This window comes from Kitasatospora brasiliensis (assembly GCF_032654805.1).
Classification (GTDB): Bacteria; Actinomycetota; Actinomycetes; order Streptomycetales; family Streptomycetaceae; genus Kitasatospora; species Kitasatospora brasiliensis.
Genome location: NZ_JAUOOW010000002.1, coordinates 791,774 through 818,535, shown reverse-complemented (window position 1 = coordinate 818,535; position 26,762 = coordinate 791,774). Strand labels below are relative to the sequence as shown.

25 protein-coding genes are annotated in these 26,762 nt (G+C 72.4%); 12 read left to right on the top strand and 13 right to left on the bottom strand.

The genetic code is table 11. The features are described 5' to 3' along the window. Positions 1–311: 311 nt before the first annotated feature. Positions 312–1,481 carry a sensor histidine kinase gene (locus tag QWJ13_RS11545; RefSeq protein WP_316523998.1) on the top strand — a complete coding sequence of 390 codons (1,170 nt, stop codon included), beginning with the start codon at positions 312–314 and terminating at the stop codon, positions 1,479–1,481. A 129-nt stretch (positions 1,482–1,610) separates the two neighbouring features. Here the strand turns inward: QWJ13_RS11545 and QWJ13_RS11540 are convergent, their stop codons facing one another. Continuing rightward, on the bottom strand, positions 1,611–2,738 hold the full coding sequence (locus tag QWJ13_RS11540) for a S1C family serine protease (protein ID WP_432277496.1): 1,128 nt from the start codon (positions 2,736–2,738) through the stop codon (positions 1,611–1,613). 175 nt (positions 2,739–2,913) lie between these two features. Between QWJ13_RS11540 and galE the strand changes: the two genes are divergently transcribed. Then, the gene (gene galE, locus QWJ13_RS11535) at positions 2,914–3,900 is read left to right on the top strand and encodes a UDP-glucose 4-epimerase GalE (RefSeq protein WP_316523438.1); all 987 of its coding nucleotides are present in this window, start codon (positions 2,914–2,916) and stop codon (positions 3,898–3,900) included. A gap of 41 nt (positions 3,901–3,941) precedes the next feature. Here the strand turns inward: galE and QWJ13_RS11530 are convergent, their stop codons facing one another. Continuing rightward, on the bottom strand, positions 3,942–6,308 hold the full coding sequence (locus QWJ13_RS11530; protein WP_316523437.1) for an outer membrane protein assembly factor BamB family protein: 2,367 nt from the start codon (positions 6,306–6,308) through the stop codon (positions 3,942–3,944). Positions 6,309–6,669: 361 nt separating this feature from the next. On the opposite strand from QWJ13_RS11530, the gene QWJ13_RS11525 reads away from it, so the two are divergent. Beyond that, positions 6,670–7,317, top strand: a complete 648-nt coding sequence (locus QWJ13_RS11525) for a TetR family transcriptional regulator (RefSeq protein ID WP_224284690.1) — start codon at positions 6,670–6,672, stop codon at positions 7,315–7,317. Positions 7,318–7,729: 412 nt separating this feature from the next. Here the strand turns inward: QWJ13_RS11525 and QWJ13_RS11520 are convergent, their stop codons facing one another. The 6 genes from QWJ13_RS11520 to QWJ13_RS11495 all read right to left on the bottom strand — a co-directional run bounded on the left by QWJ13_RS11520 (position 7,730) and on the right by QWJ13_RS11495 (position 13,660). Continuing rightward, positions 7,730–8,677 (bottom strand): beta-ketoacyl-ACP synthase III, encoded by a 948-nt coding sequence (locus QWJ13_RS11520; RefSeq protein WP_316523434.1) that lies wholly within the window; start codon positions 8,675–8,677, stop codon positions 7,730–7,732. A 122-nt stretch (positions 8,678–8,799) separates the two neighbouring features. Continuing rightward, positions 8,800–10,017, bottom strand: a complete 1,218-nt coding sequence (locus tag QWJ13_RS11515; protein ID WP_316523432.1) for a L,D-transpeptidase family protein — start codon at positions 10,015–10,017, stop codon at positions 8,800–8,802. 207 nt (positions 10,018–10,224) lie between these two features. Further along, the gene (gene mqnE, locus QWJ13_RS11510; protein WP_316523431.1) at positions 10,225–11,388 is read right to left on the bottom strand and encodes an aminofutalosine synthase MqnE; all 1,164 of its coding nucleotides are present in this window, start codon (positions 11,386–11,388) and stop codon (positions 10,225–10,227) included. Between the two features lie 53 nt (positions 11,389–11,441). Further along, entirely contained in the window at positions 11,442–12,404 is a 963-nt protein-coding gene (locus QWJ13_RS11505; protein WP_316523429.1) for a threonine ammonia-lyase, read from the bottom strand. Positions 12,405–12,407: 3 nt separating this feature from the next. Continuing rightward, positions 12,408–12,866, bottom strand: coding sequence for an Lrp/AsnC family transcriptional regulator (locus tag QWJ13_RS11500; RefSeq protein ID WP_030055719.1), 459 nt, complete (start codon positions 12,864–12,866; stop codon positions 12,408–12,410). Between the two features lie 119 nt (positions 12,867–12,985). Then, positions 12,986–13,660 (bottom strand): UbiX family flavin prenyltransferase, encoded by a 675-nt coding sequence (locus tag QWJ13_RS11495; protein ID WP_316523426.1) that lies wholly within the window; start codon positions 13,658–13,660, stop codon positions 12,986–12,988. An 89-nt stretch (positions 13,661–13,749) separates the two neighbouring features. Between QWJ13_RS11495 and QWJ13_RS11490 the strand changes: the two genes are divergently transcribed. The 4 genes from QWJ13_RS11490 (at position 13,750) to QWJ13_RS11475 (ending at position 16,844) form a co-directional block, all read left to right on the top strand. Beyond that, complete coding sequence (locus QWJ13_RS11490) at positions 13,750–14,493, top strand: cyclase family protein (RefSeq protein ID WP_316523425.1); 744 nt, start codon at positions 13,750–13,752, stop codon at positions 14,491–14,493. Between the two features lie 87 nt (positions 14,494–14,580). Next, positions 14,581–15,297, top strand: a complete 717-nt coding sequence (locus QWJ13_RS11485) for an MOSC domain-containing protein (RefSeq protein ID WP_316523424.1) — start codon at positions 14,581–14,583, stop codon at positions 15,295–15,297. A gap of 341 nt (positions 15,298–15,638) precedes the next feature. Next, entirely contained in the window at positions 15,639–16,028 is a 390-nt protein-coding gene (gcvH, locus tag QWJ13_RS11480; protein WP_316523423.1) for a glycine cleavage system protein GcvH, read from the top strand. Between the two features lie 60 nt (positions 16,029–16,088). Further along, the gene (locus tag QWJ13_RS11475) at positions 16,089–16,844 is read left to right on the top strand and encodes an alpha/beta fold hydrolase (RefSeq protein WP_316523422.1); all 756 of its coding nucleotides are present in this window, start codon (positions 16,089–16,091) and stop codon (positions 16,842–16,844) included. 61 nt (positions 16,845–16,905) lie between these two features. Here the strand turns inward: QWJ13_RS11475 and mqnP are convergent, their stop codons facing one another. Continuing rightward, positions 16,906–17,805 carry a menaquinone biosynthesis prenyltransferase MqnP gene (gene mqnP / locus QWJ13_RS11470; protein ID WP_316523421.1) on the bottom strand — a complete coding sequence of 300 codons (900 nt, stop codon included), beginning with the start codon at positions 17,803–17,805 and terminating at the stop codon, positions 16,906–16,908. Further along, positions 17,802–19,259 (bottom strand): menaquinone biosynthesis decarboxylase, encoded by a 1,458-nt coding sequence (locus tag QWJ13_RS11465; RefSeq protein WP_316523420.1) that lies wholly within the window; start codon positions 19,257–19,259, stop codon positions 17,802–17,804. The genes mqnP and QWJ13_RS11465 overlap by 4 nt, the downstream gene beginning before the upstream one ends. 102 nt (positions 19,260–19,361) lie before the next feature. On the opposite strand from QWJ13_RS11465, the gene QWJ13_RS11460 reads away from it, so the two are divergent. From QWJ13_RS11460 to QWJ13_RS11445, 4 genes are all read left to right on the top strand, one after another. Beyond that, the gene (locus QWJ13_RS11460; protein ID WP_316523419.1) at positions 19,362–19,784 is read left to right on the top strand and encodes a PLD nuclease N-terminal domain-containing protein; all 423 of its coding nucleotides are present in this window, start codon (positions 19,362–19,364) and stop codon (positions 19,782–19,784) included. A gap of 451 nt (positions 19,785–20,235) precedes the next feature. Then, positions 20,236–21,840: an acyl-CoA carboxylase subunit beta gene (locus QWJ13_RS11455; RefSeq protein ID WP_316523417.1), complete on the top strand. Its 1,605-nt coding sequence runs from the start codon at positions 20,236–20,238 to the stop codon at positions 21,838–21,840. Between the two features lie 71 nt (positions 21,841–21,911). Then, on the top strand, positions 21,912–22,121 hold the full coding sequence (locus tag QWJ13_RS11450; RefSeq protein ID WP_316523416.1) for an acyl-CoA carboxylase epsilon subunit: 210 nt from the start codon (positions 21,912–21,914) through the stop codon (positions 22,119–22,121). Between the two features lie 227 nt (positions 22,122–22,348). After that, positions 22,349–22,963 (top strand): ScbR family autoregulator-binding transcription factor, encoded by a 615-nt coding sequence (locus tag QWJ13_RS11445; RefSeq protein WP_316523415.1) that lies wholly within the window; start codon positions 22,349–22,351, stop codon positions 22,961–22,963. A gap of 79 nt (positions 22,964–23,042) precedes the next feature. On the opposite strand, the gene QWJ13_RS11440 is transcribed toward QWJ13_RS11445, so the two are convergent. Further along, on the bottom strand, positions 23,043–23,660 hold the full coding sequence (locus QWJ13_RS11440; protein WP_316523413.1) for a ScbR family autoregulator-binding transcription factor: 618 nt from the start codon (positions 23,658–23,660) through the stop codon (positions 23,043–23,045). Between the two features lie 340 nt (positions 23,661–24,000). Between QWJ13_RS11440 and QWJ13_RS11435 the strand changes: the two genes are divergently transcribed. Next, a complete protein-coding gene (locus QWJ13_RS11435; RefSeq protein ID WP_316523412.1) occupies positions 24,001–25,098 on the top strand; it encodes a ScbA/BarX family gamma-butyrolactone biosynthesis protein in 1,098 nt (365 codons plus the stop codon). Between the two features lie 6 nt (positions 25,099–25,104). Here QWJ13_RS11435 and QWJ13_RS11430 read toward each other — a convergent pair whose 3' ends face one another. Continuing rightward, entirely contained in the window at positions 25,105–25,491 is a 387-nt protein-coding gene (locus tag QWJ13_RS11430; RefSeq protein ID WP_316523410.1) for a hypothetical protein, read from the bottom strand. 140 nt (positions 25,492–25,631) lie between these two features. Further along, a complete protein-coding gene (gene ccsB, locus QWJ13_RS11425) occupies positions 25,632–26,762 on the bottom strand; it encodes a c-type cytochrome biogenesis protein CcsB (protein WP_316523409.1) in 1,131 nt (376 codons plus the stop codon).

Here is a 26,762-nt window from a genome sequence, read left to right as displayed (position 1 = left end):
TCACGGTCCCAACCAGGTCCACACCACGGCGCACCCTGGCGCACCACGGCCAATGCGTGAGTCTAAGGGGACCACTCTGCTCCGTTCGACCCCTGACCGCTCCGCAAGACGGCCGGTGGACGTCCCGGGCGGGCCCCGGACGAGGGGCGGGGGTGGGGATAACCCCCGGTCCGGAAGATGTATCACCCCCATGGCACCGACCGCCCCCGGTTCGGGAAGCTTGGTCCAGCCCGCACGACCAAGAGGGACGGTAGATCCGCATGAAGCCGCTGCACCGCGCCGTGGACGCCATCAAGGAGCAGGACGCCCGGATGGAGCGCCCCCCGCTGTACGGCAGCAGGATGTGGCACCAGGCGGGCCGACTGCTGCTCAACCTGCCGCTGGGCATCTCCGGCTTCGTGCTCACCGTGGTCACCCTCTCGGTCGGCCTGGGGCTGTCGATCACCGTGATCGGCCTGCCGCTGCTGGCCGGCGGCCTGGCCGTCTCGCGCTCCCTGGGCGCGCTGGGCCGGCGCCGGGCGCGGTCGGCGTACGACTCCTCGATCGACGAGCCGGAACCGGTGAAGCCGCGCCGTCCGGGCCTGGCCGGCTACACCATCGCCCAGCTCACCGACCTGCTGAACTGGCGCTCGGCGCTCTACAACGTGCTGATGCTGCCCTGGGGCATCCTGAGCTTCGCGTTGACCCTGGTCTCGGTGATCGTGCTCTGGCCGGTGCTGCCCTGGGTGGTCCGCGGACTGGCGGCGGTGGACCGGATCCTGATCGAGTCGCTGCTCTTCCCCGGCGCCCTGGCGGAGCGGGTGCGCGAGCTGGAGGACGACCGCGGCACCGTGGTCGACACCGCCGCCGCCGACCTGCGCCGGATCGAGCGCGACCTGCACGACGGCGCCCAGGCCCGGCTGGTCGCGCTGGCGATGGACCTCGGCATGGCCAAGGAGCGGCTGCGCGAGGTGGAGTCCGAGGACGACATGGCGGCGGCCACCAGGATGGTCGACAACGCGCACGGTGAGGTGAAGCTGGCCCTCCAGGAGCTGCGCGACCTGGCCCGCGGCATCCACCCGGCGGTGCTCACCGACCGAGGCCTGGACGCGGCGCTGTCCTCGGTCGCCGCCCGCTGCACCGTCCCCGGCGGGGTCCGGGTGAACGTCGACCTGACCGGCTCTGACGGGCAGCCCGAGCGCCCGGACTCGGCGGTCGAGGGCATCGCCTACTTCACCGTCAGCGAGCTGCTGACCAACGTCTCCAAGCACGCCGGCGCCCGCTCGGCCTCGGTCGAGGTGTGGCGCTCGGACGACCAGCTGATGGTGCTGGTCCAGGACGACGGCAAGGGCGGCGCGGCCCCCTACCCGGGCAGCGGCCTGGCCGGGCTGGCCGAGCGCATCCGCGCGGTGGACGGGGTCTTCCTGGTGGACAGCCCGGACGGCGGCCCGACCACCGTCACCGTCGAGCTGCCCTGGCGCACCCACACCACCCGCCGCTGATCCCTCCCCGCACGGCAGGGCGCCGGGACCTCGTCGAGAGAGTGACGAGGCCCCGGCGCCGGTTCCGGTACGGCACCCGGCCCGCTGAACCCTTGCGCGGCGTGCGGCCCGGCGTCCCCGTACCGGGGCTCAGGGCGAGCTCTGGGCGCTCTCCAGCTCGCCGAGGGTGACGTCGGCGGTCTTGGTGCCGCCGTCCCTGGTGTACGTGACGGTGACCTTGCTGCCCGGGGTGAGCGAGGCGAGCGCGGTGGTGAGCGCGTTCAGCGAGTCGACCGGGGTGTCGCCGATCTTGGTGATCACGTCGCCCGCCTGGAGCCCCGCCGAGGCCGCCGCCCCGCCCGGGGTGACCGCCACGATGACCGCGCCGGCCGGCTGGAACTGCTGGTTGAAGCTGGTCCGGGCGGTGATGCCGAGGGCGGCCCGGCCGGAGTTGGTCACCTTGCCCTGCTTGATCAGCTGGTCGGCGATGTTGGTGATGGTGGTCGCCGGGATGGCGAAGCCGATGCCGGGGGCGGCCGCGCCGTTGGCCTGCGGCTCGGTCGCGGCGAGCGTGTTGATGCCGATCACCTTGCTGTCCAGGTTCACCAGCGCGCCGCCGCTGTTGCCCGGGTTGATCGCCGCCGAGGTCTGCACCATGTTGCCGATGGTGGCGCCCGGCGAGCCGGGGCCCTGGGGTTCGGAGACGGTCCGGCCGGTCGCCGAGACGATGCCCTGGGTGACGCTGCTGGAGAGCCCGAGCGGGCTGCCCATGGCCAGGGTGATCTGGCCGAGCTGGACCTTGCCGGAGTCGCCGAAGCTGGCCGGCCTGAGGCCGCTCGGCGGGTTGCTCAGCCGGATCACCGCGAGGTCGGAGTCGGGGTAGCTGCCGACCAGTCCGGCGTCCAGCGTGGTGGTGCTGTTGGCGAGGGTCACGGTGAAGCTGGTCGCCGAGCCGATCACGTGGGCGTTGGTGACGATGTCGCCCTTGTCGTCGTAGACGATCCCGGAGCCGAGGCTGCTGCCGGTGGTGATCTGCACCACGGAGGGCAGCACGTTGGCGATCACCGTCTGGTAGGCCTCCTGGAGCTGGGTGGCGCCGTTCGACGGGCCGGGTGTCGAGGAGTCCTGCGGGGAGGTGGTGGCGGCGGCCGAGGACGAGGAGGGCGAGCCGCTGCTGCACCCGGCCAGCGCCAGCGCGGCCGCCACCACGACCGCGACCGCCGCCGGCAGCCGCCCGGCCACCGCCCTCGGCCCGGTCGGCCGGGGCCTGGCGGGCAGGGGGCGGGTGTGTTCCTTGTGACGCCTCACCTGGCTGCCTCCGATTCGTCACCACGCCCGAGGGCGCTGGCCTGAGCGCACGGAAATCCTTGTCAGCTTTTCACCACTTTGTCCGAATTGCCTGTTCGACTCGCCCGCACGCGGGAGCCCGAATCCGAACGCCTAGGATCGGCACATGACTTGGTTGATCACCGGCGGTGCCGGATACATCGGCGGACACGTCGTCCGACAGCTGCTCGACGCCGGGGAGCGCGTCGCCGTCCTGGACGACCTCAGCACCGGCGATGCCTCCCGGCTGCCGGCCGGCGTTCCCCTGATCGAGGGCTCGACCCTGGACCGCGCCGCCCTGGACGCCGCGATCCGCGAGCACGGCATCGAGGGCATCCTGCACTTCGCCGCCAAGAAGCAGGTCGGCGAGTCGGTCGAGCACCCGTTCATGTACTACCGCGAGAACATGATCGGCCTCCAGACCGTCCTGGAGGCCGCCGCCGAGGGCGGGGTGAAGCGCTTCCTCTTCTCCTCCTCCGCCGCGGTCTACGGCATGCCCGACGTCGACCTGGTCACCGAGTCCACGCCCTGCGCCCCGATGAGCCCGTACGGCGAGACCAAGCTGGCCGGCGAGTGGCTGGTCGCCGCGGCCGGCAAGGCCCACGGCATGTCCACCGTGGCCCTGCGCTACTTCAACGTGGCCGGCGCCGCCTCCCCCGAGCTCTCCGACGCCGGGGTCTTCAACCTGATCCCGATGGTCTTCGAGCGGCTCACCGCCGGCCAGGCCCCGCGGATCTTCGGCGACGACTACCCGACCCCGGACGGCACCTGCGTCCGCGACTTCATCCACGTCTCCGACATCGCCTCGGCGCACGTGGCGGCCGCCAAGCGGATGGCCGCCGACCCGGCCGGCGCGACCCGGCTGGTGCTGAACATCGGCCGCGGCGAGGGCGTCAGCGTCAAGGAGATGCTGGCGGTGATCGGCAAGGTCACCGGCTACGACACCGCCGCCGAGGTGACCCCGCGCCGCGCCGGCGACCCGGCCCGGGTGGTGGCCTCCGCCGACCTGATCCACCGCGAGCTGGGCTGGAGCGCCCGCCACGACGTGACGGAGATGGTCTCCTCGGCGTGGGAGGGCTGGTGCGGCCGCCACCCCGAGGCCCGCAAGGCCTGACCGGCCGCAGCCGGTAGACCACGGCGGTGTCCGCCCGCGGTTCAGCGGGCGGGCACCGCCGTGCCGTAGAAGGCGTCCAGGGCGTACACGCAGCGGTCCTTGGAGCCGACGAAGACCCGGCCGCCGACCGCCACCGGCGAGCCGGTGAGCTCGCCCTTGGTGCCCAGCTCCCAGCGCAGCTGACCGCTGGCCAGGTCCAGGGTGTGCAGCGAGTGGTCCCGGCTGCCCAGGTGCACCAGGCCGTCGGCGACCGCCGGGGAGCCGACGATCTCGCCGCGCGCCGTGTAGCGCCAGCGCTCCCGGCCGGTGGCCGCCTCGAAGGCGTACAGCACCTCGCCGTTGCCGACCAGCACCATGCCGTCCGAGACCACCACCGGGTCGGCGCCCTGGCGGCGCCCGGTGACCCCTCGCCAGCGGTCCAGGCCGGTGGCCGCGTCCAGCGCGTAGACCGTGCCCAGGTAGTCGGCCACGTAGACCGCGTCGGCGTCCAGGGCGGGCGGGGTGAACAGCACCACCGGGGCGTCGAAGCGCCAGCGCTCGGCCCCGCTGGCCGCGTCCAGCGCGTACACCCGGGTGCCGGCCGACACGTACAGCACGCCGCCGCGCTCGACCGGGTGCGAGGGCACGTCCTCGCCGACCGGGAAGGACCAGCGCAGGCCCGCGCCGCGCGGGTCCACGCAGCGCAGCCGCCCGGCGCCGTAGTAGTAGGCGGCGCCGCCCACCAGGACCGGGCCGGACTGCGGGTTCTCGTAGTCCTGCTGGGCGTCGTCGGCGCGCCACAGCTCGGCGCCGTTGGCGGCCGAGCGCAGCTGGACGCCGCCGCCCCTGATGCCGCAGCAGAGCACGCCGTCGGCGGCGGAGAGCGAGTAGACCCAGCCGTCCAGCGAGGTGCGCCAGCGCTCGGCGCCGTCCGCGGCGTCCACGGTGTACAGGTGCGGGCCGTCCGCGGCGTGCACCCGGCCGGCGTCCACCGCGAGCGCCCAGGCGACGTCCCGGGTCTTGTAGCGGCGCTCGCCGGAGGCGATGTCCAGCGCGTGCACCTCGAAGCTGGAGACGAAGAGCGTGCCGTCGGCGACCACCGGGGTGCCCCAGACGTCGTTGGACATCCGGAAGCGCCAGGGGCGCCAGCGGGCGACCGGGGCCGGCGGCGGGGTCGGGGCCCGGCGGACCCAGTCGGTCGCGGCCGGGGCGGTGTTCGGGCCGGGCTGCTCGTACTCGGCCCGCGGCCCGGGGCCTATCCGCACCGAGGCGCCGGACAGCCGCACCTCGACGGCGCCGCCGGTGGGCGCCCGGTGCCTGTTCGGGGAGGCGATCTTCGCGGTCGGGATCTCGGGGTCCGAGGCCGGGCCCGACTGCGGCGGGCTGTGCACCGGCCCGGCCGGCGGCTGGGCGTGCCGCCCCGGGTTGGTGCGCGGGTCGACCGTCCCGAGGTGCTGCGACGGGACGGGCGCGGGCGGCGCCTGCGGGGGCGGGGGCGGCGTCGGCGGCTGGGCCGGACGCGCGGGCGCGGTGACCGGACGGCGGCCGCGCTTGCGCTCGATCAGCTCCAGCGCGTTGGCCGGCAGCCAGTCCCCGGCCTCGCCGGTGGCGTCGTCCCGGGAGAACAGGTGCGGGGCCAGCTCGGCCTGGATCTGCGCCGGGGTGGGCCGGTGCTCGGGCGACTGCTGCATGCAGGCCCGGACCAGGTCCATCAGCTCGGGCGGCATGCCGGTCAGGTCCGGCTCCTCGCGCAGCAGCTGGAACACCGTCTCGACCGGGTTGGTGCCCCGGTAGGGCGGGTGCCCGGTGGCGCAGAAGACCATCAGCGAGCCGAGCGAGAAGACGTCGCTGGCGCCCCGGACGTTACGGCTGTCGCGGGCCTGCTCGGGGGACATGTACGCCGGTGTGCCGACCGCGACGTTGGTCATGGTCAGCCGGGTGCTGGACACTCCGGCCGCGATGCCGAAGTCGATCACCTTCGGGCCGTCCTCGACCACCAGGACGTTCGAGGGCTTGAGGTCGCGGTGGATCAGCCCGGCCGCGTGGATGGACTCAAGGGCCTCCGCGATGCCGGCGACCAGCCAGCGGGTGGCCTCCACCGGCAGCGGGCCGCAGTCCTCGACCAGGTCCTCCAGCGAGGGGGCCGGGATGTACGCGGTGGCCAGCCAGGGCACCCGGGCGTCCGCGTCCGCGTCCACCACGGCCGCCGTGTAGAAGCCGCCGACCGTCTTGGCGGCCGCGATCTCCCGGGCGAAGCGGACCCGGAACAGCTCGTCCTCGGCCAGCTCACCCCGCACGGTCTTGATGGCCACCCGCCGCCCCGCCGCGGACCGCGCCAGGTAGACCAGCCCCATCCCACCCGCGCCGAGCCGCCCCAGCACCTCGAAGGGCCCGATCCGCCTCGGATCGTGCGCCGTCAGCTGGTCCACTCCGCTGCCACCTCCCCGTAGTCCGCACCCGCCGCGTGGTGCCGGACCCGATTCTCCAATGCCGCCCCGCGCATATCCAACCTCCCCCGTCCGACAGGAGCCGTCGTCCGGGCCGGTCCGACGGCCACTTCCGGACGGCTCGCCCCCCTGCGACCATCGTCACGCTCCGTTACCAGACCATCCCTCAGCGGACCTGCCGTCACGCTGTGAGATCAAAGGCACACGGGGGGGCTTCAACAAGGGCTTCGAAGCCCGGTGAATATCCGTCCGAAGTGGTTCATGCCGCTAAACCAACCCCCCGTGCGGAGTAATAGTCGCATCACCGAATCGCGCCAAGATCGTGCCACGGTAAGCTGACGGCATGACAGGACAAGTTCGCACCGTCGACGGTCGCGTCGCCGGGCGACGCGGACAGGAGACGCGGCAGAAGCTGCTCGATTGCCTCCGCGAGATGCTCAGCACGTCGCCCTATCGGGACGTCAAGGTCATCGACGTCGCCCGTATGGCGGGTACCTCCCCCGCGACCTTCTACCAGTACTTCCCGGATGTCGAGGGCGCTGTCCTCGAAATCGCCGAGGAAATGGCCAAGGACGCCGACCAGCTCAAAGAGCTGGTGGCCGGAAAGTCCTGGGCAGGGAAGTCCGGACCGACCACTTCGGAAGAACTGGTCGACGGATTCCTCGCCTTCTGGCGCAAGAACGACGCCATTCTCCGAGTGGTCACGCTCGGTGCCGCTGAAGGGGACAAGCGGTTCTTCAAGATCCGCATGACGGTCCTCAACGCGGTCGCCAAGCCGCTCGCCGAGGCCGTCAAGGAACTCCAGGCGAAGGGCCAGGCCGACAAGTCGCTCGACCCGAACGCCGTGGCCGGGGCCCTGGTCTCGCTGCTCGCTTCGGCGGCCGAGCACCAGAAGGCCTTCACTTCCTGGGGCGTCAAGGTCAAGGACCTCAAGCCCAACCTCGCTCCCCTGGTGTACCTGGGCGTCACCGGCAAGAAGGCGCCCAAGTAGGACCGTCCCCCACCCACCATCCGCTCCGCGCGCACCCCGGCCTCCTGTCCGGGGACGACGGACGGCGGCCGTGTCCTCGGGGGAGGTCCGCCGACGTGCCGTACGCGCGCCAGACATGCCGGTGGGCGGGCCCCCTCCACGGGGTGCCCGCCCACCGGCATGTTCGGCTCATGAGGCCCTGCGTAGGCCCCTCGGCCCTGGAAAGGGAGAAGCGAGGGAGCGAGGCACGAGCGAGGGAGCGCCGACCGTCGGCACCGGGCCGGGAGCGCCCCGGAGGCGAGCGGGTGAGTCCCCGCCCCGAGCCGAAGGGGCGCGCCGGTGCCGAAAGGGAGAAGCGAGGGAGCGAGGCACGAGCGAGGGAGCGCCGACCGTCGGCACCGGGTCAGGAGCGCCCCGGAGGCGAGCGGGCGAGTCAGGGGCAGCGCACGACCTGGCCCGCGTAGGCCAGACCGCCGCCGAAGCCGAAGAGCAGGACCGGGTCGCCGGGCGAGAGCACGCCGCGCTCGACCAGCTTGGAGAAGGCCAGCGGGATCGAGGCGGCCGAGGTGTTGCCGGAGTCGACCACGTCCCGGGCGACCACCGTGTCCTCGCCGAGGCCCAGCTTTCCGGCGATGGCGTCGATGATCCGCAGGTTGGCCTGGTGCGGGACGAAGCCCTTCAGCTCGGACGGGTCGATGCCGGCCCGCTCGCAGGCCTGGCGGGCCAGCGGGGCGAGCTGGGTGGTGGCCCAGCGGAAGACCGACTGGCCCTGCTGGCTGATCACCGGGTCCCAGCCGGTGATCACCACGGCGTCGCCCCGCTCCGGCTCGGAGCCCCAGACAACCGGCCCGATGCCGGGCTCGGCGCCGTCCTCCTGGGCCTCGACCACCGCGGCGCCCGCGCCGTCGCCGAAGATCACGCAGGTGGAGCGGTCGGTCCAGTCGAGCGTGTCGGACATCCGTTCGGCGCCGATCACCAGCGCGCGGCGGGCCGAGCCGGCCCGGATGGCGTGGTCGGCGGTGGCCAGGGCGTAGGAGAAGCCCGAGCAGACCGTGTTGATGTCGTACGCGGCGGGCGAGCGCACGCCGAGCCGGGCGGCCACGGCGGCGGCCGTGTTGGGGCTGCGCTCGATCGCGGTGCAGGTGGCGACGACGACGAGGTCGATCTCCGCCGCCGTGCGGCCGCTGTTGGCGAGCGCCTTCTGCGCGGCCTCGGTGGCCATGTCGACCAGGGTTTCGTCCTCGGCGATGTGCCGGGTGCGGATGCCCACGCGAGTGCGGATCCACTCGTCGTCGGTGTCGACGAGTGCCGCCAGGTCGTCGTTGCTGAGGACCTTGGGGGGCTGGTAGTGGCCGAGTGCCACAATGCGCGAACCGCTCATACTGCCATGGAACCGGGTTACCCCCTGGTCGGCATGGTACGGCCGGTGACAGGATCCGCCCTCATGATCTGTAGGGGGTCCACAAGGGGCGTTGCGGCGCCTGGGCTGCGCGTACGCCGAGGTCAGGCGGCCAGCGTCGGTGCGTCGCCCATCACGATGACCGGGTGGGCGGCCGGGTCCAGGGTGCGGATCAGCTGGGCCATCTTGTCTTCGGGGATCGACACGCAGCCGTGGGTGGGGCCGTCGTGGTCCACGTGGAGCCAGATGCCGCCGCCCTTCTTGGAGCCCATCGGGCGGCGCGTGTCGAGCGGGGTGTTGCCGGCGACGCGGTTGTAGTTGATCGCGACGACGTAGTCGAAGGAGCCGGCCAGCTGGTCGCCGAAGAAGCCGGTGCCGGAGACCACGAACCGCGAGTCCGTGTCGTACGGGAGCTTGCTGCCCGGGTCCGTCTTGCGGCCGCCCGCGTCGGTGAGGCTGAAGACGCCGATCGGGCTGCGCAGGTCGCCCTCGTTGTGGTCGGTGGTCCAGCCGTTCTTGCCGTTGTGGCCCTGCCAGGTCTCGCCGGCCAGCCAGCGGCCCTCGGGGGTGCGGGTCCAGAGGGTGACGGTGTTCTTGTCGGTGTTCTTGTCCTGGCCGGAGGCGAGCACGACCTGGGTGGTCTCGGCGGGGATCTTCGCGGTGAAGGCCGCGCCGAGGCCGGGTATCGCGGCGACCGAGCCGTCCTGGCGGGTCTGGCTGCGGTCGGCGGCCTGGGCCGCGGACTGCCGGTCGGAGGCGGCCTGGGCGGCCGCGGCGCCCGGGGCGGGGTGGTCGGGCTTGCTGACGCCCTCCGGGCCGGGGCCGTCGGCGGCGGCGATGCCGGGCTTGGCGCCGTCCTGGCCGACGGCGTACCAGCCGGCGGTGGCGGCGACGAGCAGTGCGGTGCCGGCCATCACGGCCTTGCCGTGACGTTTCTGCTTGGCCTTGCGCCGCCGACCGCGAGCGGCCGACCGGCCACCCGGTGCCGGGGCGGCGGCGAGCACCACGGGCTCCGGCGCGTAGCCGGGCGTCGGGGCGTAACCGGGCGTCGGCGCGTAGCCGGGCGCCTGGTCGACCGGTTCGGCCGCGTAGACGGACTCGGGCTCGTACCCGGCCTGGTACGCCGGGGCCTGCTGGTCGTACGTCTCGGAGTACCCGTCAGGAGCCTGCTCGTACGGCTGGTAATCGCCGTAGTAGTAGCCCTGCTGAACCGGCTCCTGGTACGGCTGGCGGCTGTCGTACTGCTGCTGTGGCATCAGGTCACCCGGCTCCGACATCGGCTGGTGCGGCGGGTACGCGGTGGCACGATCAGAACCGGACATGCCTTCGATCCTGCCAAACGCCGTACCCGTTGGTAAACCCGGGCCTCGTGCGGAGGCCGTGAAGACATCTGCCGCCCGGGCCGGAAGCGGGCCGGGGCGGCAGATGTGTTCGCAGGTCAGAGCCGGTCAGGAGCCGGTCGGATCGGGCTCGGTCGGGCCGGGTCGAGCCCGGTCGGGCCGGGTCGAGCCCGGTCGGGCCGGAGCCGGTCAGAGGCGCATCGCCTGCGGCGACTCGCGGCGCAGCGGGTCCGGGCCGTCGTACTCGCGGATGATCTCGTAGCGGGTGTTGCGCTCCACCGGGCGGAAGCCGGCGTCCCGGATCAGGCCGAGCAGGTCGTCGCGGCCGAGCTTGTTCGGGGTGCCGAAGTTGTCCGCGTCGTGGGTGATCTTGTACTCGACCACCGAGCCGTCCATGTCGTCGGCGCCGTGGCTGAGCGCCAGCTGGGCGGTGGTGACGCCGTGCATCACCCAGAAGACCTTGACGTGCGGGACGTTGTCGAACAGCAGCCGGGAGACCGCGAAGGTCTTCAGCGCCTCGGCGCCGGTGGCCATCTCGGTACGGGCCATCAGCTTGTTGCGCACGACGCCGTCCTTGGAGTCGTGGAAGTCGTGCTGGTAGCGCAGCGGGATGAAGACCTGGAAGCCGCCGGTCTCGTCCTGGAGCTCGCGCAGCCGCAGCACGTGGTCCACCCGGTGGCGGGGCTCCTCGATGTGGCCGTACAGCATGGTGGCGGGCGTCTTGAGGCCCTTGCTGTGCGCGAGGCGGTGGATCCGCGACCAGTCCTCCCAGTGGGTGTCGTGGTCGACGATGTGCTGGCGGACCTCCCAGTCGAAGATCTCCGCGCCGCCGCCGGTCAGCGACTCCAGGCCGGCGTCGATCAGCTCGTCCATGATCTCGTCGGCGGACAGGCCGCTGATCTTCTCGAACCAGTGGATCTCGGTGGCGGTGAAGGCCTTCAGCGAGACGTTCGGCAGGGCCGCCTTCAGCTCCCGCAGCGAGCGCGGGTAGTAGCGCCACGGCAGGGTCGGGTGCAGGCCGTTCACGATGTGCAGCTCGGTGAGGGACTCGACCTCCATCGCCTTGGCCAGGCGGACGGCCTCCTCGATGCGCATCGTGTACGCGTCCTTCTCGCCCGGCTTGCGCTGGAACGAGCAGTACGCGCAGGACGCGTTGCACACGTTGGTCATGTTGAGGTGGCGGTTGACGTTGAAGTGGACGACGTCGCCGTTCTTCCGCGTCCGCACGTGGTGGGCCAGCCCGCCCAGCCAGGCCAGGTCGTCGCTCTCGTAGAGCGCGATCCCGTCCTCGCGGGTCAGCCGCTCACCCGCGTAGACCTTCGCCTCCAGCTCGCGCTTGAGCCCTGCGTCCATGCGGTGCCCCGCCTCCTCCGACATTAGATTCGTTGCCGGGGACGAGGTTACGCCTATGCGGCCAACAGCTCCGCGAGCAGTGTCGGGTCGATGTTGCCGCCGCTGACCACGGCCGCCACCGTCTGGCCGCCGGTCTCGGCGGCGCGGTGGAAGTACGCGGCCGGGGCGACCGCCCCGGAGGGTTCGGCGACCAGTCGGCCGCGGCGGGCCAGCACGGCCACGGTGGCGCGGATCTCGTCCTCGGTGACGGTGACGATGTCGTCCACGTACGCGGTGACGTGCTCGTACGGCAGCACGCCCAGGGACGGGGTGCGCAGCCCGTCCGCGATGGTCCGGTAGGTGTCGGCGACCGGCCACTCGACCCGGTGGCCCGCCCGCAGGCTGGCCCGGGCGTCGGCGGCCAGCTCGGGCTCCACGCCGATCACCCGGATGCCGGGGCGGGTGAGCTTGAGCGCGGCGGCCGTCCCGCCGATCAGGCCGCCGCCGCTGACCGGCACCAGGACGGTGTCCAGCTCGGCCGGGGCGTCCTCGGCGATCTCCAGGCCGACCGTGCCCTGGCCCGCGATGATGAACGGGTCGTCGTACGGCGGCACCCAGACGTAGCCGTGCTTCTCGGCCAGCTCGCCGGGCAGCACGTCCCGCTCCTCGGGCGCGACGAGGATCACCTCGGCGCCGAACGAGCGGGTGGCCTCCACCTTGACCGCGGGCGAGGTGTCCGGCATCACGATCACGGCCTTGATGCCGAGCGTCCTGGCCGCGTACGCGACCGCCTGCGCGTGGTTGCCGCTGGACTGGGCGACCACGCCGCGGGCCCGCTCGTCCTCGCTGAGCGCGGCCAGCCGGTTGAAGGCGCCGCGGGTCTTGAAGGCGCCGGTCGGCTGGAGGTTCTCGGGCTTCAGCCAGAGCCGCCGCTCCCCCTCGGCCGCCCAGGGGGCGGGAACCAGGGGGGTGCGCACGGCGACCCCCGCGATCCGCTGCCGAGCGGCGCGCAGTTCCTCCAGACCGACCAGTGCCATGCGTCACTCTCCTACAGGAGGAAGTTCACTCACCCGGTTTTCCCACTTGGTGGAGAGTACGACGGTGGTGCGGGTTCTGGCCACGCCCTTCGTGCCGGAGATCCGCTTGACCACCGACTCCAGGCCGGCCACGTCGGCCACCCGGACCTTGAGCATGTAGGAGTCGTCGCCGGCGATGAACCAGCAGTCCTCGACCTCGTTGAGGTCCTTCAGCCGGAACGCCACGTCCTCGTGGTCGGCGGCGTCGGTGAGTTGAAGGCCGATCAGGGCCGTGACGCCGAAGCCTAGCGAGGCCGGGTTGACCGTCGCCCGGTAGCCGGTGATCACCCCGGCCTGCTCCAGGCGGTTGATCCGGTCCGTGACGCTCGGGCCGGAGAGCCCGACCAGCCGGCCCAACTCGGCGTAGGACGCACGGCCGTTCTCCCTGAGCGCCTGGATGAGCTGTCTGTCCACCGTGTCCATATACCGTCCGCGTCCTTCCGAACCTCACCAGACCCACAGATCATTATCCGGATTCAAAGGCGCCGTGCGCCGAACGACCCGGATATCGCAGAGAAGATACTCTCCCGCCCTCGGCCCCCTTACTCCCCCTCAGCCGAAGCGCCGTCACCGTCGGCCGTCTTGCGGGCGGCCGCTCCCAACTCCCCTTCCCAGCGCAGGTACAGGGAATGCGGCACACCGACGGCGTCCAGCACCCGGCCGGCCACGAAGTCCACGAGCTCCCGGACGGTGGATCCGCCGGCGTAGAAACCGGGGGACGCGGGCAGCACGACCGCCCCCTGTGCGTCGAGCTCCACCAAGTGCTTCAACGTCACCCCGTTGAGTGGTGTCTCGCGCACGCAGACGACGAGCGGGCGGCGCTCCTTGAGGGTGACGCTGGCGACCCGCTGCAACAGGTCCTTGCTCAGGCCGAGCGCGATCCCGGCCACCGCGCCGGTGGTCGCGGGCACCACGAGCATGCCCTTGGCGGGGTAGGAGCCGCTGGACGGGCCGGCCGCGAAGTCCCCGGCGGGCCAGTAGCGGACGTCGTCCAGGCCCTCGTCGGTGCCCAGCCAGGCGGCGAGGTCGGTGCGCCAGTGGGCGTCCCGGAAGGCGATGCCGGTCTCGTCCAGGATGGTGAGCCGGGCGGCGCGGCTGACGACCAGGTCCACCGCCTCGCCGGCCGCCAGCAAGGCGCGGATCACCGAGGCCGCGTACGGCGTCCCCGACGCACCCGAGACTCCGACCACCCACGGCTGACGCTTCGCAGTTCCCATGGGGCAATTCTGTCCCGGCCCGACCAGCGGGTTCGGCCCGGGCGGGCCGGGAGGGTCCGCGAACCGCCGCCCCCTGGAAGGATGGGGGCATGCCAGCGACCCTCGTCGACCTCACCCATCAGGTGACCACCGCGATGCCGGTCTACCCCGGCGATCCGGCCGTCCTGCTGGAGCCCGCGCTCACCACGGCCACCGCCGGGGTGAACGTGCTGGCCCTGCACCTCGGCTCCCAGTCCGGCACCCATGTGGACGCGCCGTACCACGTGGACGTCACCTGGCCGACGCTGGACGGGCTGCCGCTGGAGCGGTTCACCGGCCCGGCCGTGGTCGCCGACCTGCGCGGGCTGGAGCCCCGTACGGCCGTCACCCCCGAGCTGCTGGCGCCCGCGCTGGAGCGGGCCGCCGAGGGCACCGTGCTGCTGCTGGCCACCGGCTGGGCCCGGCACTGGGGCACCGACGCCTACCTCGCCCACCCCAGCCTGACCCCGGCCGCCGCCGAGGCGATCGTGGCCGCCGGGGTGCGGACGGTCGGGGTGGACGCGCTCAGCGTCGACCCGACGCCGGACCCGGGCCCGGGCGATCCGGCGGTGGCCGCCCTGCTCGCCGACCTCACCGACGAGCACGACCACGCCACCGCCGACGAGCCCTCGCTCGCCGCCCACCGGGTGCTGCTGGGGGCGCCCGGCGGCGGGGTGATCGCCGAGAACCTGACCGACCTGCGGCCGCTGCTGGCGGCCCAGGAGGCCGGCCTGCCGGTGTCGGTCTCGCTGTTCCCGCTGCGGCTGGTCGCGGCGGACGGGGCACCGGTACGGGCGGTGGCCCGACTGGGCTGAACCCGGCCGACCGGGCCGAACCGGCGAGTAACTTGCTCGACACTTGGTCTAGACCATCCCCCGTCCACGCCAGTACGCTTCCAGGCCATGGCTGAGATCATCGGAGTGATCGAGCGAATCTGGCGCTACCCCGTGAAATCCACTGGCGGCGAGCGGCTCGACTCCGTCGAGGTGGACGGGCGCGGCCTGGCCGGCGACCGCCTCTACGCCGTCCGCGACGCGGCCGGGAAGCTCGGCTCGGGCAAGAGCACCCGCCGCTTCCGCCGGATGGACGGCCTGCTCCGCCTCTCCGCCCGACTCGGCCACCGGATCGACGGGCCCGAACTGTTCGACCCGCTCGGCCGCCCGGTCGACCGGCCGAACGCCTTCCTGCGCGCCTACCTCCAGCTCGACGACGTCGAACTCGCCCGCGAGGACGCCGTCTCGCACTTCGACCAGCTCCCGGTCAGCGTCCTCAGCACCGCGACCCTGGACTGGGTCCGCGAGGCCGCCCCCTTCACCGTGGTCGACGAGCGCCGCTTCCGCCCCAACATCGTGCTGCGCACCCCGCCCGGCACCCCGCCCTTCGTCGAGGACGCCTGGCTCGGCCACCACGCCCACGGCGAGACCCCCGACAGCCCCCGGCTCACCTTCCTCGCCTCCAGCGAGCGCTGCGCCATGACCGCCGCCCCCCAGCCCGGCCTCCCGCACGCCCCCGAGATCCTCAAGGCCATCGTGCACACCCACGACGGCCGCCTCGACGCCCTCGCCGAGGTCGCCACCCCCGGCCGCCTACGAGTCGGCGACCGGCTGCTCCTGGGCTGACCGCACCCCCTCCGGCGCCGGTACGCCGACGGGCCGCCGCCGATCGGCGACGCCGCCCACGGCGGTACGCCGACGGGCCGCCGCCGATCGGCGACGCCGCCCACGCGATATCCCCGCCGCGGCGGCCGGCGCTGCCGGCCCGCTTCGCCCCCGGCTTCCAGGCGCCGCTCTCCCGCCCGGCCGCCATGGGCCCGCCCCCCGAGCACGCCCCGGCGTTCGCCCGGCGCGACGCCCGAACTTCACTCGATCGGGTGCTCCGCACGGCGCGACGGCGAGGGCTGGGGCAGGCTTCATCGGGTGCTGACCCTCCGTCAGCACCCGACGACCGCAAGGAGCCCGCCATGGCGAACATCCCGTCGCACCTCAAGTACACCCAGGAGCACGAGTGGGTGGAGACAGTGGGGAAGGACCGGGTCCGCGTCGGCATCACCGACTACGCCCAGCGGCAGCTCGGCGACATCGTCTTCATCGAAATGCCCAAGGTCGGCGACGCGTTCGAGATCGGCCAGCCGTTCGGCACGGTGGAGTCGGTGAAGTCGGTGAGCGACCTCTACGCGCCGCTCTCCGGGAAGATCGCCGCGGTGAACGACACGCTGGTCGACGATCCGGAGTGGGTCAACTCGGACCCGTACGGCGACGGCTGGATCATCGAGATCGAGCCGAGCAAGGCCGCCGAGCTGAAGGAGCTGCTCACGGCCGCCGCGTACGAGACCACCCTCTCCGAGGCGTAGCGCCCCCTTCCCCACGAACCGTCCGTTCGGGCGGACGGTTCGCGGGGAACGACCGAGGGCATGACGATTCCTCACCGCCTGACCGGCACCGGCGACCACCACGTCCTGGTCCTGCACGACTGGTTCGGCACCAGCGCCGGCTGGGGCCCGTTCCTCGACTACCTCGACGGCGGCGCCTTCAGCTACGCCTTCCTCGACTACCGCGGCTACGGGGACCGCAAGGACGTCCCCGGCACGTACACCCTCGCCGAGATCGCCGCCGACGCGCTCGCCCTGGCCGACCAGCTCGGCTGGGACCGCTTCTCCCTGGTCGGCCACTCGATGGGCGGGAAGGCGGCCCAGCAGGTACTCGCCGAGGCGCCGCTGCGGGTGCGCAAGCTGGTCGGCCTGGCCCCGGTGCCGGCCGGGGCGTATCCGCTGGACGAGGCGGGCGAGGCGCTGTTCCACGGCGCCGCCGAGGACCGGGAGAAGCGGTTCGCGATCCTCGACCTGGTCACCGGCCAACGGGCCGGCCGGGTCTGGCTGGACCGCATGGTCGACCAGTCCCTCCGGCTCTCCACCCCCGAGGCCTTCGGCGGCTACGTCCGCGACTGGGCCACGGCCGACCTGGAGCACCGGATCAGCGGCAACCCGGTGCCGGTCAAGGTGATCGTCGGCGAGCACGACCTCGCCCTCACCGCCGACGTGATGCGCGGCACCTTCCTCACCCACTACCCCAACGCCGAGCTGGAAGAGCTGGCCGGCAGCGGCCACTACCCGATGTACGAGACCCCGGTGGCCCTGGCCGCGTCCCTGGAGGCCTTCCTCCACAACTGAGCCCCGCCGCGCTCAAGACCGCGCCAAATGCCAACGCGCGCCGGTCCCACACTGTCCGGGATCAGGCCCCGAGGCCGCGGACGATCAGGTCCACCAGCGCGAAGAAGAACAGCGAGACCCCCACGAAGCTGTTGGTCTGGAAGAACGCCCGGTTGAGCTTCGACAGGTCGTTCGGCTTGACGATGGTGTGCTCGTAGACGAACGCGCCCGCGACGACCACCAGGCCGATCCAGAACGCCGCCCCGGCGTCCGTCAGCAGCGCGAACCAGCCCAGCAGCAGCGTGGTCAGCACGTGGCACACCCGCGCGGCCCGGATGGCCGCCGGCACGCCGAACCGGGCCGGCACCGAGCGGACCCCGTGCTCGCGGTCGGACTCGACGTCCTGGCAGGCGTAGATCAGGTCGAACCCGCCGATCCAGATGCCGACGGCCGCGCCCAGCACGACCGCCTCCCAGGACCAGCGGCCGGTCACCGCGAGCCAGGCGGCGCCCGGCCCCATCGCCTGGGCCAGGCCCAGGATCACCTGCGGGAAGTCCGTGAACCGCTTGCCGTACGGGTAGACGACCATCGGCACCACGGCCACCGGCGCGAGCGCCAGGCAGAGCGGGTTCAGCATCGCGGCCGCGCCGAGGAAGACCACCAGCGCGACCGCCGAGCCGACGTACGCGGTCTTCAACGACACGGCGCCGGTGACGAGTTCACGCGTCGCGGTGCGCGGGTTCCGGGCGTCGATCTCGCGGTCGATGATCCGGTTGGCCGCCATGGCGAAGGTCCGCAGGCCGACCATGCAGACCGTGACGATGAGCAGGACGCTCCAGTGCACCCGCTCGTCGTCCAGGAACATGGCCGTCAGCGCGGCGATGTAGGCGAAGGGCAGGGCGAAGATCGAGTGCTCGATCGTCACGAGGCGCAGGAACGCCTTCGTACGCCCCGGGGTCTCGACGGCAGCCGTGCTGCTCACAGTCCGTACTCCTTCCAACGGCGCGACACCAGCGCGGCCGTGGCCGGGTCCGAGGACACCATCTCCGGCCAGCCGCCGTCCCGGGTGTAGCCCTCCTCCGGCAGCTTGCGGGTCGCGTCGATACCGGCCTTGCCGCCCCAGAACTGCTGGTACGAGGCGTGGTCCAGGTGGTCCACCGGCCCTTCGACCACCGTGAGGTCACGGCTGTAGTCGACGTTGCCGAAGGCCCGCCACGCCACTTCCTGGTAGTCGTGCACGTCGCAGTCGGAGTCCACCACGATGATCAGCTTGGTCAGCGACATCATGTGGGCGCCCCAGATCGCGTGCATCGTCTTCTGGGCGTGCTTGGGGTACTTCTTGTCGATCGAGACGATCACGCAGTTGTGGAAGCCGCCGGCCTCGGGCAGGTCGTAGTCGACGATGTCCGGGATGATGATCTTCAGCAGCGGCAGGAAGAAGCGCTCGGTGAACTTGCCCAGCGGGCCGTCCTCCGTCGGCGGGCGGCCGACCACGATGGACTGGAGGATCGGGCGGCGGCGCATCGTCACGCAGTCGATCTTCAGCGCCGGGAACGGCTCCTGCGGGGTGTAGAAGCCGGTGTGGTCGCCGAACGGGCCCTCGGGAAGCATCTCGCCGGGCTCCAGCCAGCCCTCCAGGACCACCTCGGCGTCGGCCGGGACCTGGAGCGGCACCGTCTTGCAGTCGACCATCCGCACCCGCTCGCCCGCGACGAAGCCGGCGAACAGGTACTCGTCGATGTCGCCGGGCAGCGGCGCGGTGGCCGCGTAGGTGACGGCCGGCGGGCAGCCGAAGGCGATCGCGACCGGGAGGCGCTCGCCGCGCTTGGCCGCCACCGCGTAGTGGTTGCGGCTGTCCTTGTGGATCTGCCAGTGCATGCCGATGGTGCGGCGGTCGTGCCGCTGGAGCCGGTAGAGGCCCAGGTTGCGGACGCCGGTGTCCGGGTCCTTGGTGTGGGTCAGGCCCAGGTTGAAGAAGGAGCCGCCGTCCAGCGGCCAGGTGAAGAGGGCGGGCAGCTCGTCCAGGTTGACGTCGTCACCGGTGAGCACGACCTCCTGCACCGGGGCGTCGGCGGGCTTCACGTGCCGGGGCGGGACGTGCGCCATCGAGGCGAGCTTGCCGAAGGCGTCCCGGAAGCCGGTGAAGCCCTGCGGCAGCTCCGGCTTGAGCAGACCGGCGATCTTCTCGGAGATGTCGTCCGGGCCCTTGAGTCCGAGCGCCTTGGCCAGCCGCCGCTCGGTGCCGAAGACGTTCATCGCCAGTGGCATCGACGAGCCCTTGACGTTCTCGAAGAGCAGCGCCGGACCCTTGGCCTTCTGCACCCGGTCGACGATCTCGCCGATCTCCAGGTGCGGGTCGACCTCCGCCTTGATGCGCTTGAGGTCGCCTTCGCGGTCGAGGGCCCGGAGAAACGAGCGGAGATCGTCGTATGCCATGCCTGTCAGTATCCGCCACCCGATAGCCTGGCTCGGTCAAGGGCCCCTGCCAGGTGCGGGCGCGCCCGCCGCTTCCGCCGTTGCCGGGAGGAGATCGCAGCCATGTTGCGGATTCTGCTGACCATCATCCTTCCGCTCGCGCTCTGGGTCTGGGCGTTCGTGGACTGCCTGACCACGCCCGAGGACGAGGTGAAGCACCTGCCGAAGGTGGTCTGGGTGCTGATCGTGCTGCTCTTCCCGCCGCTGGGCCCGATCGCCTGGCTGATCGCCGGCAAGCAGCGCGGGTTCCTGCGGGCCGTGCCCGCCGAGGCCTACCCCGGGCACCCGGCCGACGACCGCCCCAGCCGCCCGGCTCCGCGCGGCGGGCGCCCGATGGCGCCGGACGACGACCCCGAGTTCCTCGCCTCGTTGAAGAAGAGCGACAAAGATCACGAGGACATGCTGAAGCAGTGGGAGGCCGATCTGCGCCGCCGCGAGCGGGAACTGCGCGATCGCGACGAGCCTGAGGACGGCCGGAAGCCCTGATCGGAGCCGGTTCGCCGCTCGCTCGGACAGCCCACCCCCAGTACTCGGGGTGGGCTTCGGCATTTTTGGCGCTTCCCTACGAGAATCCTGGCGCCGAGCCATATCGGGGCCGGTCGGCCGCCTCCCGCGAGCGGGCCTCGAACGCCACCCGGGACAACCGCCCCGCTTCCCGGAAAGACGGCCCTGACCTGCGCTTTTGTTAACTTTCAGATCATCAGACCATCACCCGTTCGACAACTCCCGGTATCCGACTGAACACCGAGCGCTCAGGAACCGAACGGGCTGCTTCTGTACAAGCCTGACAGCTAAACGAACTCGACCTTGTACGGAATCGACGCCGAAACCAGCGCACGGCCCCTCGTACAGTCATAAGTGAAGAAAGTGATTCGCAGCCGGGGGCACAGCAGACGTTGGCTGTCGGACAGTTCCCTCACCCTTGGAGTGGTTCGAGATGACGGTTGTGCATGAGGCGCCGGTCGACGGCGGCGAGGTCCACGAGGTCCCGGCCGACGCCCGCGGGCGGGTCGCCGAGCTGCACGAGCTGCGCGAGAAGGTCCGCCGCGGCCCCAGCGACAAGGCCACCGAGGCCCAGCACGCCAAGGGCAAGCTGACCGCCCGCGAGCGCATCGACCTGCTGCTGGACGAGGGCTCCTTCCACGAGGTCGAGCCGCTGCGCCGGCACCGCGCCCAGGGCTTCGGCCTGGAGGCCAAGAAGCCGCACACCGACGGCGTGATCGTCGGCTGGGGCACCGTGCACGGGCGCACCGTCTTCACCTACGCGCACGACTTCCGGATCTTCGGCGGCGCGCTGGGCGAGGCCCACGCGCAGAAGATCCACAAGATCATGGACATGGCCATCGCGGCCGGCGCGCCGCTGGTCTCGCTGAACGACGGCGCCGGCGCCCGCATCCAGGAGGGCGTCACCGCGCTCGCCGGCTACGGCGGCATCTTCCAGCGCAACACCAAGGCCTCCGGTGTCATCCCGCAGATCTCCGTGATGCTCGGCCCCTGCGCCGGCGGCGCCGCCTACTCCCCCGCGCTGACCGACTTCGTCTTCATGGTCCGCGAGACCTCCCAGATGTTCATCACCGGCCCGGACGTCGTCCAGGCCGTCACCGGCGAGAAGATCAGCCAGAACGGGCTCGGCGGCGCCGACGTCCACGCGGGCGTCTCCGGCGTCTCCCACTTCGTCTACGACGACGAGCAGTCCTGCATCGAGGAGGTCCGCTACCTCCTCTCGCTGCTGCCCCAGAACAACCGCGAGATGCCGCCGTCCGTCGCCACCGAGGACCCGGTCGAGCGCCGCAACGACAGCCTGCTGGACCTGGTGCCCGCCGACGGCAACCGCCCGTACGACATGCGCAAGGTCATCGAGGAGATCGTCGACCACGGCGAGTACCTCGAAGTCCACGAGCGCTGGGCCACCAACGTCCTGTGCGTCCTGGCCCGCGTCGACGGCCACGTCACCGGAATCATCGCCAACCAGCCCCAGTCGCTGGCCGGCGTCCTGGACATCAACGCCAGCGAGAAGGCCGCGCGCTTCGTCCAGATGTGCGACGCCTTCAACATCCCGCTGCTCACCCTCCTCGACGTCCCCGGCTTCCTGCCCGGCGTCGACCAGGAGCACGGCGGCATCATCCGCCACGGCGCCAAGCTGCTGTACGCGTACTGCAACGCCACCGTGCCGCGCATCTCGCTGATCCTGCGCAAGGCCTACGGCGGCGCCTACATCGTCATGGACTCCCGCTCCATCGGCGCCGACCTCTCCTTCGCCTGGCCCACCAACGAGATCGCCGTGATGGGCGCCGAGGGCGCCGCCAACGTCATCTTCCGCCGCGAGATCAACGCCGCCGAGGACCCCGACGCGATGCGCGCCCAGAAGATCAAGGAATACAAGAACGAGCTGATGCACCCGTACTACGCGGCCGAGCGCGGCCTCGTGGACGACGTCATCGACCCCGCCGAGACCCGCCAGGTCATCGCCTCCGCCCTGGCCATGCTCCGCACCAAGCACGCCGACCTGCCCAGCCGCAAGCACGGCAACCCGCCGATGTAGCGGCCGCTCCACCGCGCGGCCCGTACCGGCACACCACCTCAGACCACAGCAACCGGGGGAGAAACCAGGACATGACCGCTTCCGCCGAACCCCTCGTCCGCATCGTGAGCGGCAGTCTCACCGACGAGGAACTCGCCGCCCTGACCGCCGTCCTCGCCGCGCGTGCCGCCGCCGCGCAGCAGGCCGCCGCCAACGCGCCGATCGAGCCGATCGCCAACTGGCGGCGCCTGGAGCGCCGCCCGGCGTACTACTCGCCGGTCAGCTGGCAGCAGGCCGCCTGACGGCCCACGGCCCGAGCCGACGGCCGGTCACCCGCACGGGGTGACCGGCCGTCCGGCGTTCCCGGGGGCGCGCGCCCGCCTGTGGGGCGTGCGCCGGACCCCCACGCCGTCCGAGGGGGCGTACAGCGGCTCGGTAGAATACCTACTGGACGGTATGTGTCCGCTGTCCCGTCCGCCCCCATAGGATCGGCCGCTGCCGAGTACCAGAACTATCCAGGGAGGCTGCGATGGCCAGGCAGGCCCGCGCACTGGCGACCCGCCAGGCGGTACTCATCGCGGCGGCCGAGGTGTTCGACGAACGGGGCTACGCCGCCGCGACGATGTCCGAGATCCTGGACCGCGCCGGTGTCACCAAGGGCGCGCTGTACTTCCACTTCCCGTCCAAGGAGCAGCTGGCGCTGGCCGTCATCATCGAGGGGCAGGGCGCCTGGATCATGGGCTGGGAGCCGGCCTCGGACAGCGCGGTGCAGAACCTGATCGACCTCGGGTACGCCTTCGCCCGCGCGCTCCAGAGCGACCCTCTGGTGCGCGGCAGCATCCGGCTGACGATCGAGCACGGCAGCTTCACCCTGCCGCAGACCGCGGCCTACCAGGGCTGGATGGACACCGCCCGCGAGCTGCTGGAACGCGCCCGGGAGGCCGGCGACCTGCACCCCGGGGTCGACCTGACCGCGGCCGCCGGGGTGATCACCGGGGCCGTCACCGGCATCCAGCTGAGCTCCCAGGTGCTGGCCGACCGGAAGGACCTGATCCAGCGGATGTCCGACCTCTGGACGCTGCTGCTGCCCGGCCTGGTCCAGCCGCACGCGCTGGCCCGGCTGAGCGTCGCGGAACGGGCCTGAGCGGCGCCGAGCGGGCGAGCGTCCCCGGGGCGGGTCCGAGCGTCCCGGGGGCGGGCCTGACGGCCCGGCCCGCCGCGGCTCAGAGCCGGTAGCCGGCCCGGTTCTCCGCCGTCACCAGAGCGGGCAGCGCGGCCGTCCAGAGCCGGCTCACGGCCTCCGGGCCGGGCCGCCCGGCCTCCTCCCCGGCGATCAGCACCTGGCCGGCCGCCGCCGCGGTCAGCAGTTCGGCGGCGGACCGCCGGTCCACCCCCGGGCACAGCTCACCGGCCTCGGCGGCGCGCTCCAGCAGTCGGTGGACGACGGCGGCGAGGCTGCCCCAGGCGACCTCGGGGCCCACCGCGGCGCCGTCCCGGTGCGAGCCCCGGCAGCCGAGCCGGACCCCGGCCCGCACCATCAGGTCCTCGCGCAGCAGCCGGGCCAGCTCGTGCGAGAAGTCGATCAGGCTCTGGAGCGCCGGGCCGTCCGCCCGCAGGGCGCGCAGCGCGGCCGAGCCGACCTCCCGCCCGGCGGCGTGCCGGACCCCGTCGGCGAGGGCCCGCTTGGACACGAAGTGGAAGTAGAGGGCGCCCTTGCTCACCCCGGCCCGGCGGCTGATGTCGACCAGGCTGGCGGCCTCGAAGCCCACCCGCGCGAAGGTCTCCGCGGCGGCGAGCAGTACGGCCTGCCGGGTCCGCCCGGCGCGTTCCTGCTTGACCACTGGCCCCCCTCCGGGCTCGGCCGGCGCGACCCCCACCCGGCTGCTGTCGGCGCGCGTCCCCTGTGGGGCGGCGCTCGCATGCGGACGAGAGATCCGAAACCGCATGGTTGGTATCTAATCTAGCGCCTGCTTCGTCCCACCATCAGCGGGGACAACCCCTGTTCCCAGCCCATTCTTTCTCGAACAGGGATTCCCCCAGTCCACGGGCCAGGTAACGTGGCCGGGCCGGAGAGTGCGGCCGGGGCACCCCAGTCGCCGAACACAAACCGGGTGGTATGTATGTTTTGCTCGGACGGCCGTGGCGGCCGCTCCGACCGACACCCTGAAGCGGGGGCCAGTCATGCCATCGATCGTAGAGCCGGACCCGCACGGCCCGTACTCCCACCCGGGCCCGGGCAGCGGTGGCGGCTTCGACTTCCACGACGGCCCCGCGACCGGCTACGACTTCCACGACCGGACCGTCTCCCGGCACCTGGTGCACCGCGCCTCGGTGTCCGAGGTGTTCATCACCGGCTGGCAGGCCACCGGCCCGTACGACTTCCTGCTCGGCGCCCAATGGCCCCGGCTGCACGGCTTCTACCGGCTGCCCGGGGACCGTTTCCACGACCCGGTGCTGCTGGCGGAGACCATCCGGCAGGCCGGGCTGCTGATCGGCCACGCCGGGTTCGGAGTGCCGCGCGGCCACCACTTCGCCATGGAGGACCTCGCCTACGCGCTCGGCGAGCCCGGCCTGCCGGGCCTGGCCGTCACCGCGGGACCCGCCTCGCTGATGCTGACCGTCGGCTGCGAGGACGTCCGGATGCGGGGCGGCGAGCTGGCCTCGCTGCGGGTGCGCATCGAGGTCACCCGGGACGGCGGACCCCTCGGCCACGGCACCGGCCAACTGCGGGTGATCTCCCCCGCCTCGTACGCCCGGCTGCGCGGCCCCGCGCGGCGCACCACCGCCCCGCGGCTGCCGGCGCCCGCCGCACCCGAGCTGGTCGGCCGGGCACAGCCCGCGGACGTGGTGCTCAGCCCGACCCTGGCGCCGGACACCTGGCTGCTGCGGGCCGACGCCACCCACCCGGTGCTGTTCGACCACGAGCTGGACCACGTGCCCGGGATGCTGGTGCTGGAGGCCGCCCGGCAGGCCGCCCAACGGCTGCGCCACCCCGAGCCGGTGGTGCCGGTCGAGCTGGTGACCTCCTTCGACCACTACATCGAGCTGGACCGGCCCTGCTTCGTCCGGGCGATCCCGGAAGGCGACCCCGCGGACGGCCGGCTCCCCGTACGGGTCCTGCTGTTCCAGGACGGCCGGACGGTGGCCGAGTGCCGGCTGCTCACCGCACCGGTGGACGGGCCGGCCGAGGGCTCGACCGGCCCGGTGCGCCGGGACGCCTACGACGGCCGCCCCGCCGCACCGGACCTCGGCGGCACCCGGCTGCCGCTGGCCAGCTGACCGGCGTCAGGCCGCCATCAGGGCGGACGGCCGGCCCGCGTGCATCACGCTGAGGTTGGTCGCCAGCCGCGCCGGGTCCTGGGCCAGCCAGAGCCGCAGCGCGGCGCCCAGGGCGGCGCTGGCCGACTCGATCCGGACGTCGGTGATCTGGGCGATCCGGGCCGCACCGGGGACCAGCAGGTCGGCCAGCGGAGTCGGCAGCCAGACCGTCAGGGCGCACGGCGCGGGCATCGCGAGCGCCCCCAGCAGCCGGTAGGCGTCTCCCGGCGCGCTGAGCGTCGGGATGATGTCCAGCAACGCGTCGGAGACCACCTCGGAGACGTCGCTCCGGTGTCCCTGGGCGAGCCTGCGGAGCAGCGTGCGCTCGGCGGCGGTGATTCGGACGGTCAGCATGACCTCGTCGCACTCCATTGCGCGATTTCCTCCTCAGTTCCTCTCGCACCGACCGGCGGCCGGCGCGCACTACCCCTGTCGCAGCCCGGCCCGGCTACCTGTGGGAGAGAGCCGGGCCGGTGGGTGATTGTGTGCCCCGGTCAGATCCCCGCGTAGGAGTGCTTTCCGGTGACGAAGATGTTCACGCCGTAGTAGTTGAAGAGCCAGCAGGCGAACGCCGCCAGCGCCAGGTAGGCGGCCTTGCGGCCCTTCCAGCCGGCCGTCGCACGGGCGTGCAGGTAGCAGGCGTAGGCGACCCAGGTGATGAACGACCAGGTCTCCTTCGGGTCCCACTCCCAGTACTTGCCCCAGGCCGCCTCGGCCCAGATCGCGCCCGCGATGATGGTGAACGTCCACAGCGGGAAGACCAGCGCGTTGATCCGGTAGGACAGCTTGTCGAAGGTCGACGCGGCGGGCAGGCGGCGCCAGAGCGAGGGCGAGGTGCGCAGCGGGCCGGTGGTCAGGCCGGCCGCCATGCGCCTGTCGAAGGAGTCCTTGCCGATGTACAGCAGCGTCGAGATGAACGCCGCGTAGAAGGCGCCGCCGCAGAAGATCGCGGTGGACACGTGGATCGCCAGCCACGGCGAGTGCAGCGCCGGGACGAGCTGCTCGGAGTCGGTGTACAGCACGGTGGTGGCGATGCCGAGGGTCAGCAGCCCGGCGAGGACGACCGGCAGGCCCAGCCAGCGGACGTTCTTCTTCGCGGCCAGCAGCACCAGGTACGCGGCCGTCATGGCGAAGGCGAAGGCGCAGGAGAACTCGTACATGTTGCCCCACGGCCAGCGGGAGACCGACAGGCCGCGGGTGACGATCCCGCCGACGTGCAGCAGGGCGCCGAGGACGGTGAGCGAGACCGCGATCCGGCCGGCCAGGTCGGCCTTCTCGTTGCCGCCGGCCGCGCCCGGGCCGTCCACCTCGTCGGCGGCGCGCCCGCTGGTGACCACCGTCGCGCCCTCGCCCGCGACGGCGGTGCGAGTGAGCGTGGTGGTGCCGCCGCCGGCCCCCGCCACGGTGACGGTGACCTTCTTCGCGGCCTTCTGCTCGGCCGCGGCGACGGTCTCGGCGAGGGTGCCCGCCTGCTCCTTCGAGCGGACGGCGACACCGCCCCTGCTACCGAAGGTCCACTCGAACATGTGGGCGAACATGGCAATGGTGTAGACCACCATCGCCGAATAGATCAGCTTGTTGGAGAGGTCGGCCAGCTGGGGGTCGACCGCCGAGGCGAGATGCAC

Excerpts from the sequence above, each read along its gene's own strand:
- QWJ13_RS11445 (WP_316523415.1), top strand. The coding sequence starts at position 22,349 with ATGGCCAGGCAGGCCCGCGCACTGGCGACCCGCCAGGCGGTACTCATC.
- QWJ13_RS11455 (WP_316523417.1), top strand. The coding sequence starts at position 20,236 with ATGACGGTTGTGCATGAGGCGCCGGTCGACGGCGGCGAGGTCCACGAG.
- QWJ13_RS11430 (WP_316523410.1), bottom strand. The coding sequence starts at position 25,491 with ATGCTGACCGTCCGAATCACCGCCGCCGAGCGCACGCTGCTCCGCAGG.
- QWJ13_RS11465 (WP_316523420.1), bottom strand. The coding sequence starts at position 19,259 with ATGGCATACGACGATCTCCGCTCGTTTCTCCGGGCCCTCGACCGCGAA.
- QWJ13_RS11525 (WP_224284690.1), top strand. The coding sequence starts at position 6,670 with ATGACAGGACAAGTTCGCACCGTCGACGGTCGCGTCGCCGGGCGACGC.
- QWJ13_RS11545 (WP_316523998.1), top strand. The coding sequence starts at position 312 with ATGGAGCGCCCCCCGCTGTACGGCAGCAGGATGTGGCACCAGGCGGGC.
- QWJ13_RS11520 (WP_316523434.1), bottom strand. The coding sequence starts at position 8,677 with ATGAGCGGTTCGCGCATTGTGGCACTCGGCCACTACCAGCCCCCCAAG.
- QWJ13_RS11475 (WP_316523422.1), top strand. The coding sequence starts at position 16,089 with ATGACGATTCCTCACCGCCTGACCGGCACCGGCGACCACCACGTCCTG.
- QWJ13_RS11500 (WP_030055719.1), bottom strand. The coding sequence starts at position 12,866 with ATGGACACGGTGGACAGACAGCTCATCCAGGCGCTCAGGGAGAACGGC.
- QWJ13_RS11460 (WP_316523419.1), top strand. The coding sequence starts at position 19,362 with ATGTTGCGGATTCTGCTGACCATCATCCTTCCGCTCGCGCTCTGGGTC.
- QWJ13_RS11515 (WP_316523432.1), bottom strand. The coding sequence starts at position 10,017 with ATGTCCGGTTCTGATCGTGCCACCGCGTACCCGCCGCACCAGCCGATG.
- QWJ13_RS11495 (WP_316523426.1), bottom strand. The coding sequence starts at position 13,660 with ATGGGAACTGCGAAGCGTCAGCCGTGGGTGGTCGGAGTCTCGGGTGCG.
- QWJ13_RS11490 (WP_316523425.1), top strand. The coding sequence starts at position 13,750 with ATGCCAGCGACCCTCGTCGACCTCACCCATCAGGTGACCACCGCGATG.
- QWJ13_RS11450 (WP_316523416.1), top strand. The coding sequence starts at position 21,912 with ATGACCGCTTCCGCCGAACCCCTCGTCCGCATCGTGAGCGGCAGTCTC.
- QWJ13_RS11505 (WP_316523429.1), bottom strand. The coding sequence starts at position 12,404 with ATGGCACTGGTCGGTCTGGAGGAACTGCGCGCCGCTCGGCAGCGGATC.
- QWJ13_RS11435 (WP_316523412.1), top strand. The coding sequence starts at position 24,001 with ATGCCATCGATCGTAGAGCCGGACCCGCACGGCCCGTACTCCCACCCG.
- galE (WP_316523438.1), top strand. The coding sequence starts at position 2,914 with ATGACTTGGTTGATCACCGGCGGTGCCGGATACATCGGCGGACACGTC.
- gcvH (WP_316523423.1), top strand. The coding sequence starts at position 15,639 with ATGGCGAACATCCCGTCGCACCTCAAGTACACCCAGGAGCACGAGTGG.
- mqnE (WP_316523431.1), bottom strand. The coding sequence starts at position 11,388 with ATGGACGCAGGGCTCAAGCGCGAGCTGGAGGCGAAGGTCTACGCGGGT.
- QWJ13_RS11485 (WP_316523424.1), top strand. The coding sequence starts at position 14,581 with ATGGCTGAGATCATCGGAGTGATCGAGCGAATCTGGCGCTACCCCGTG.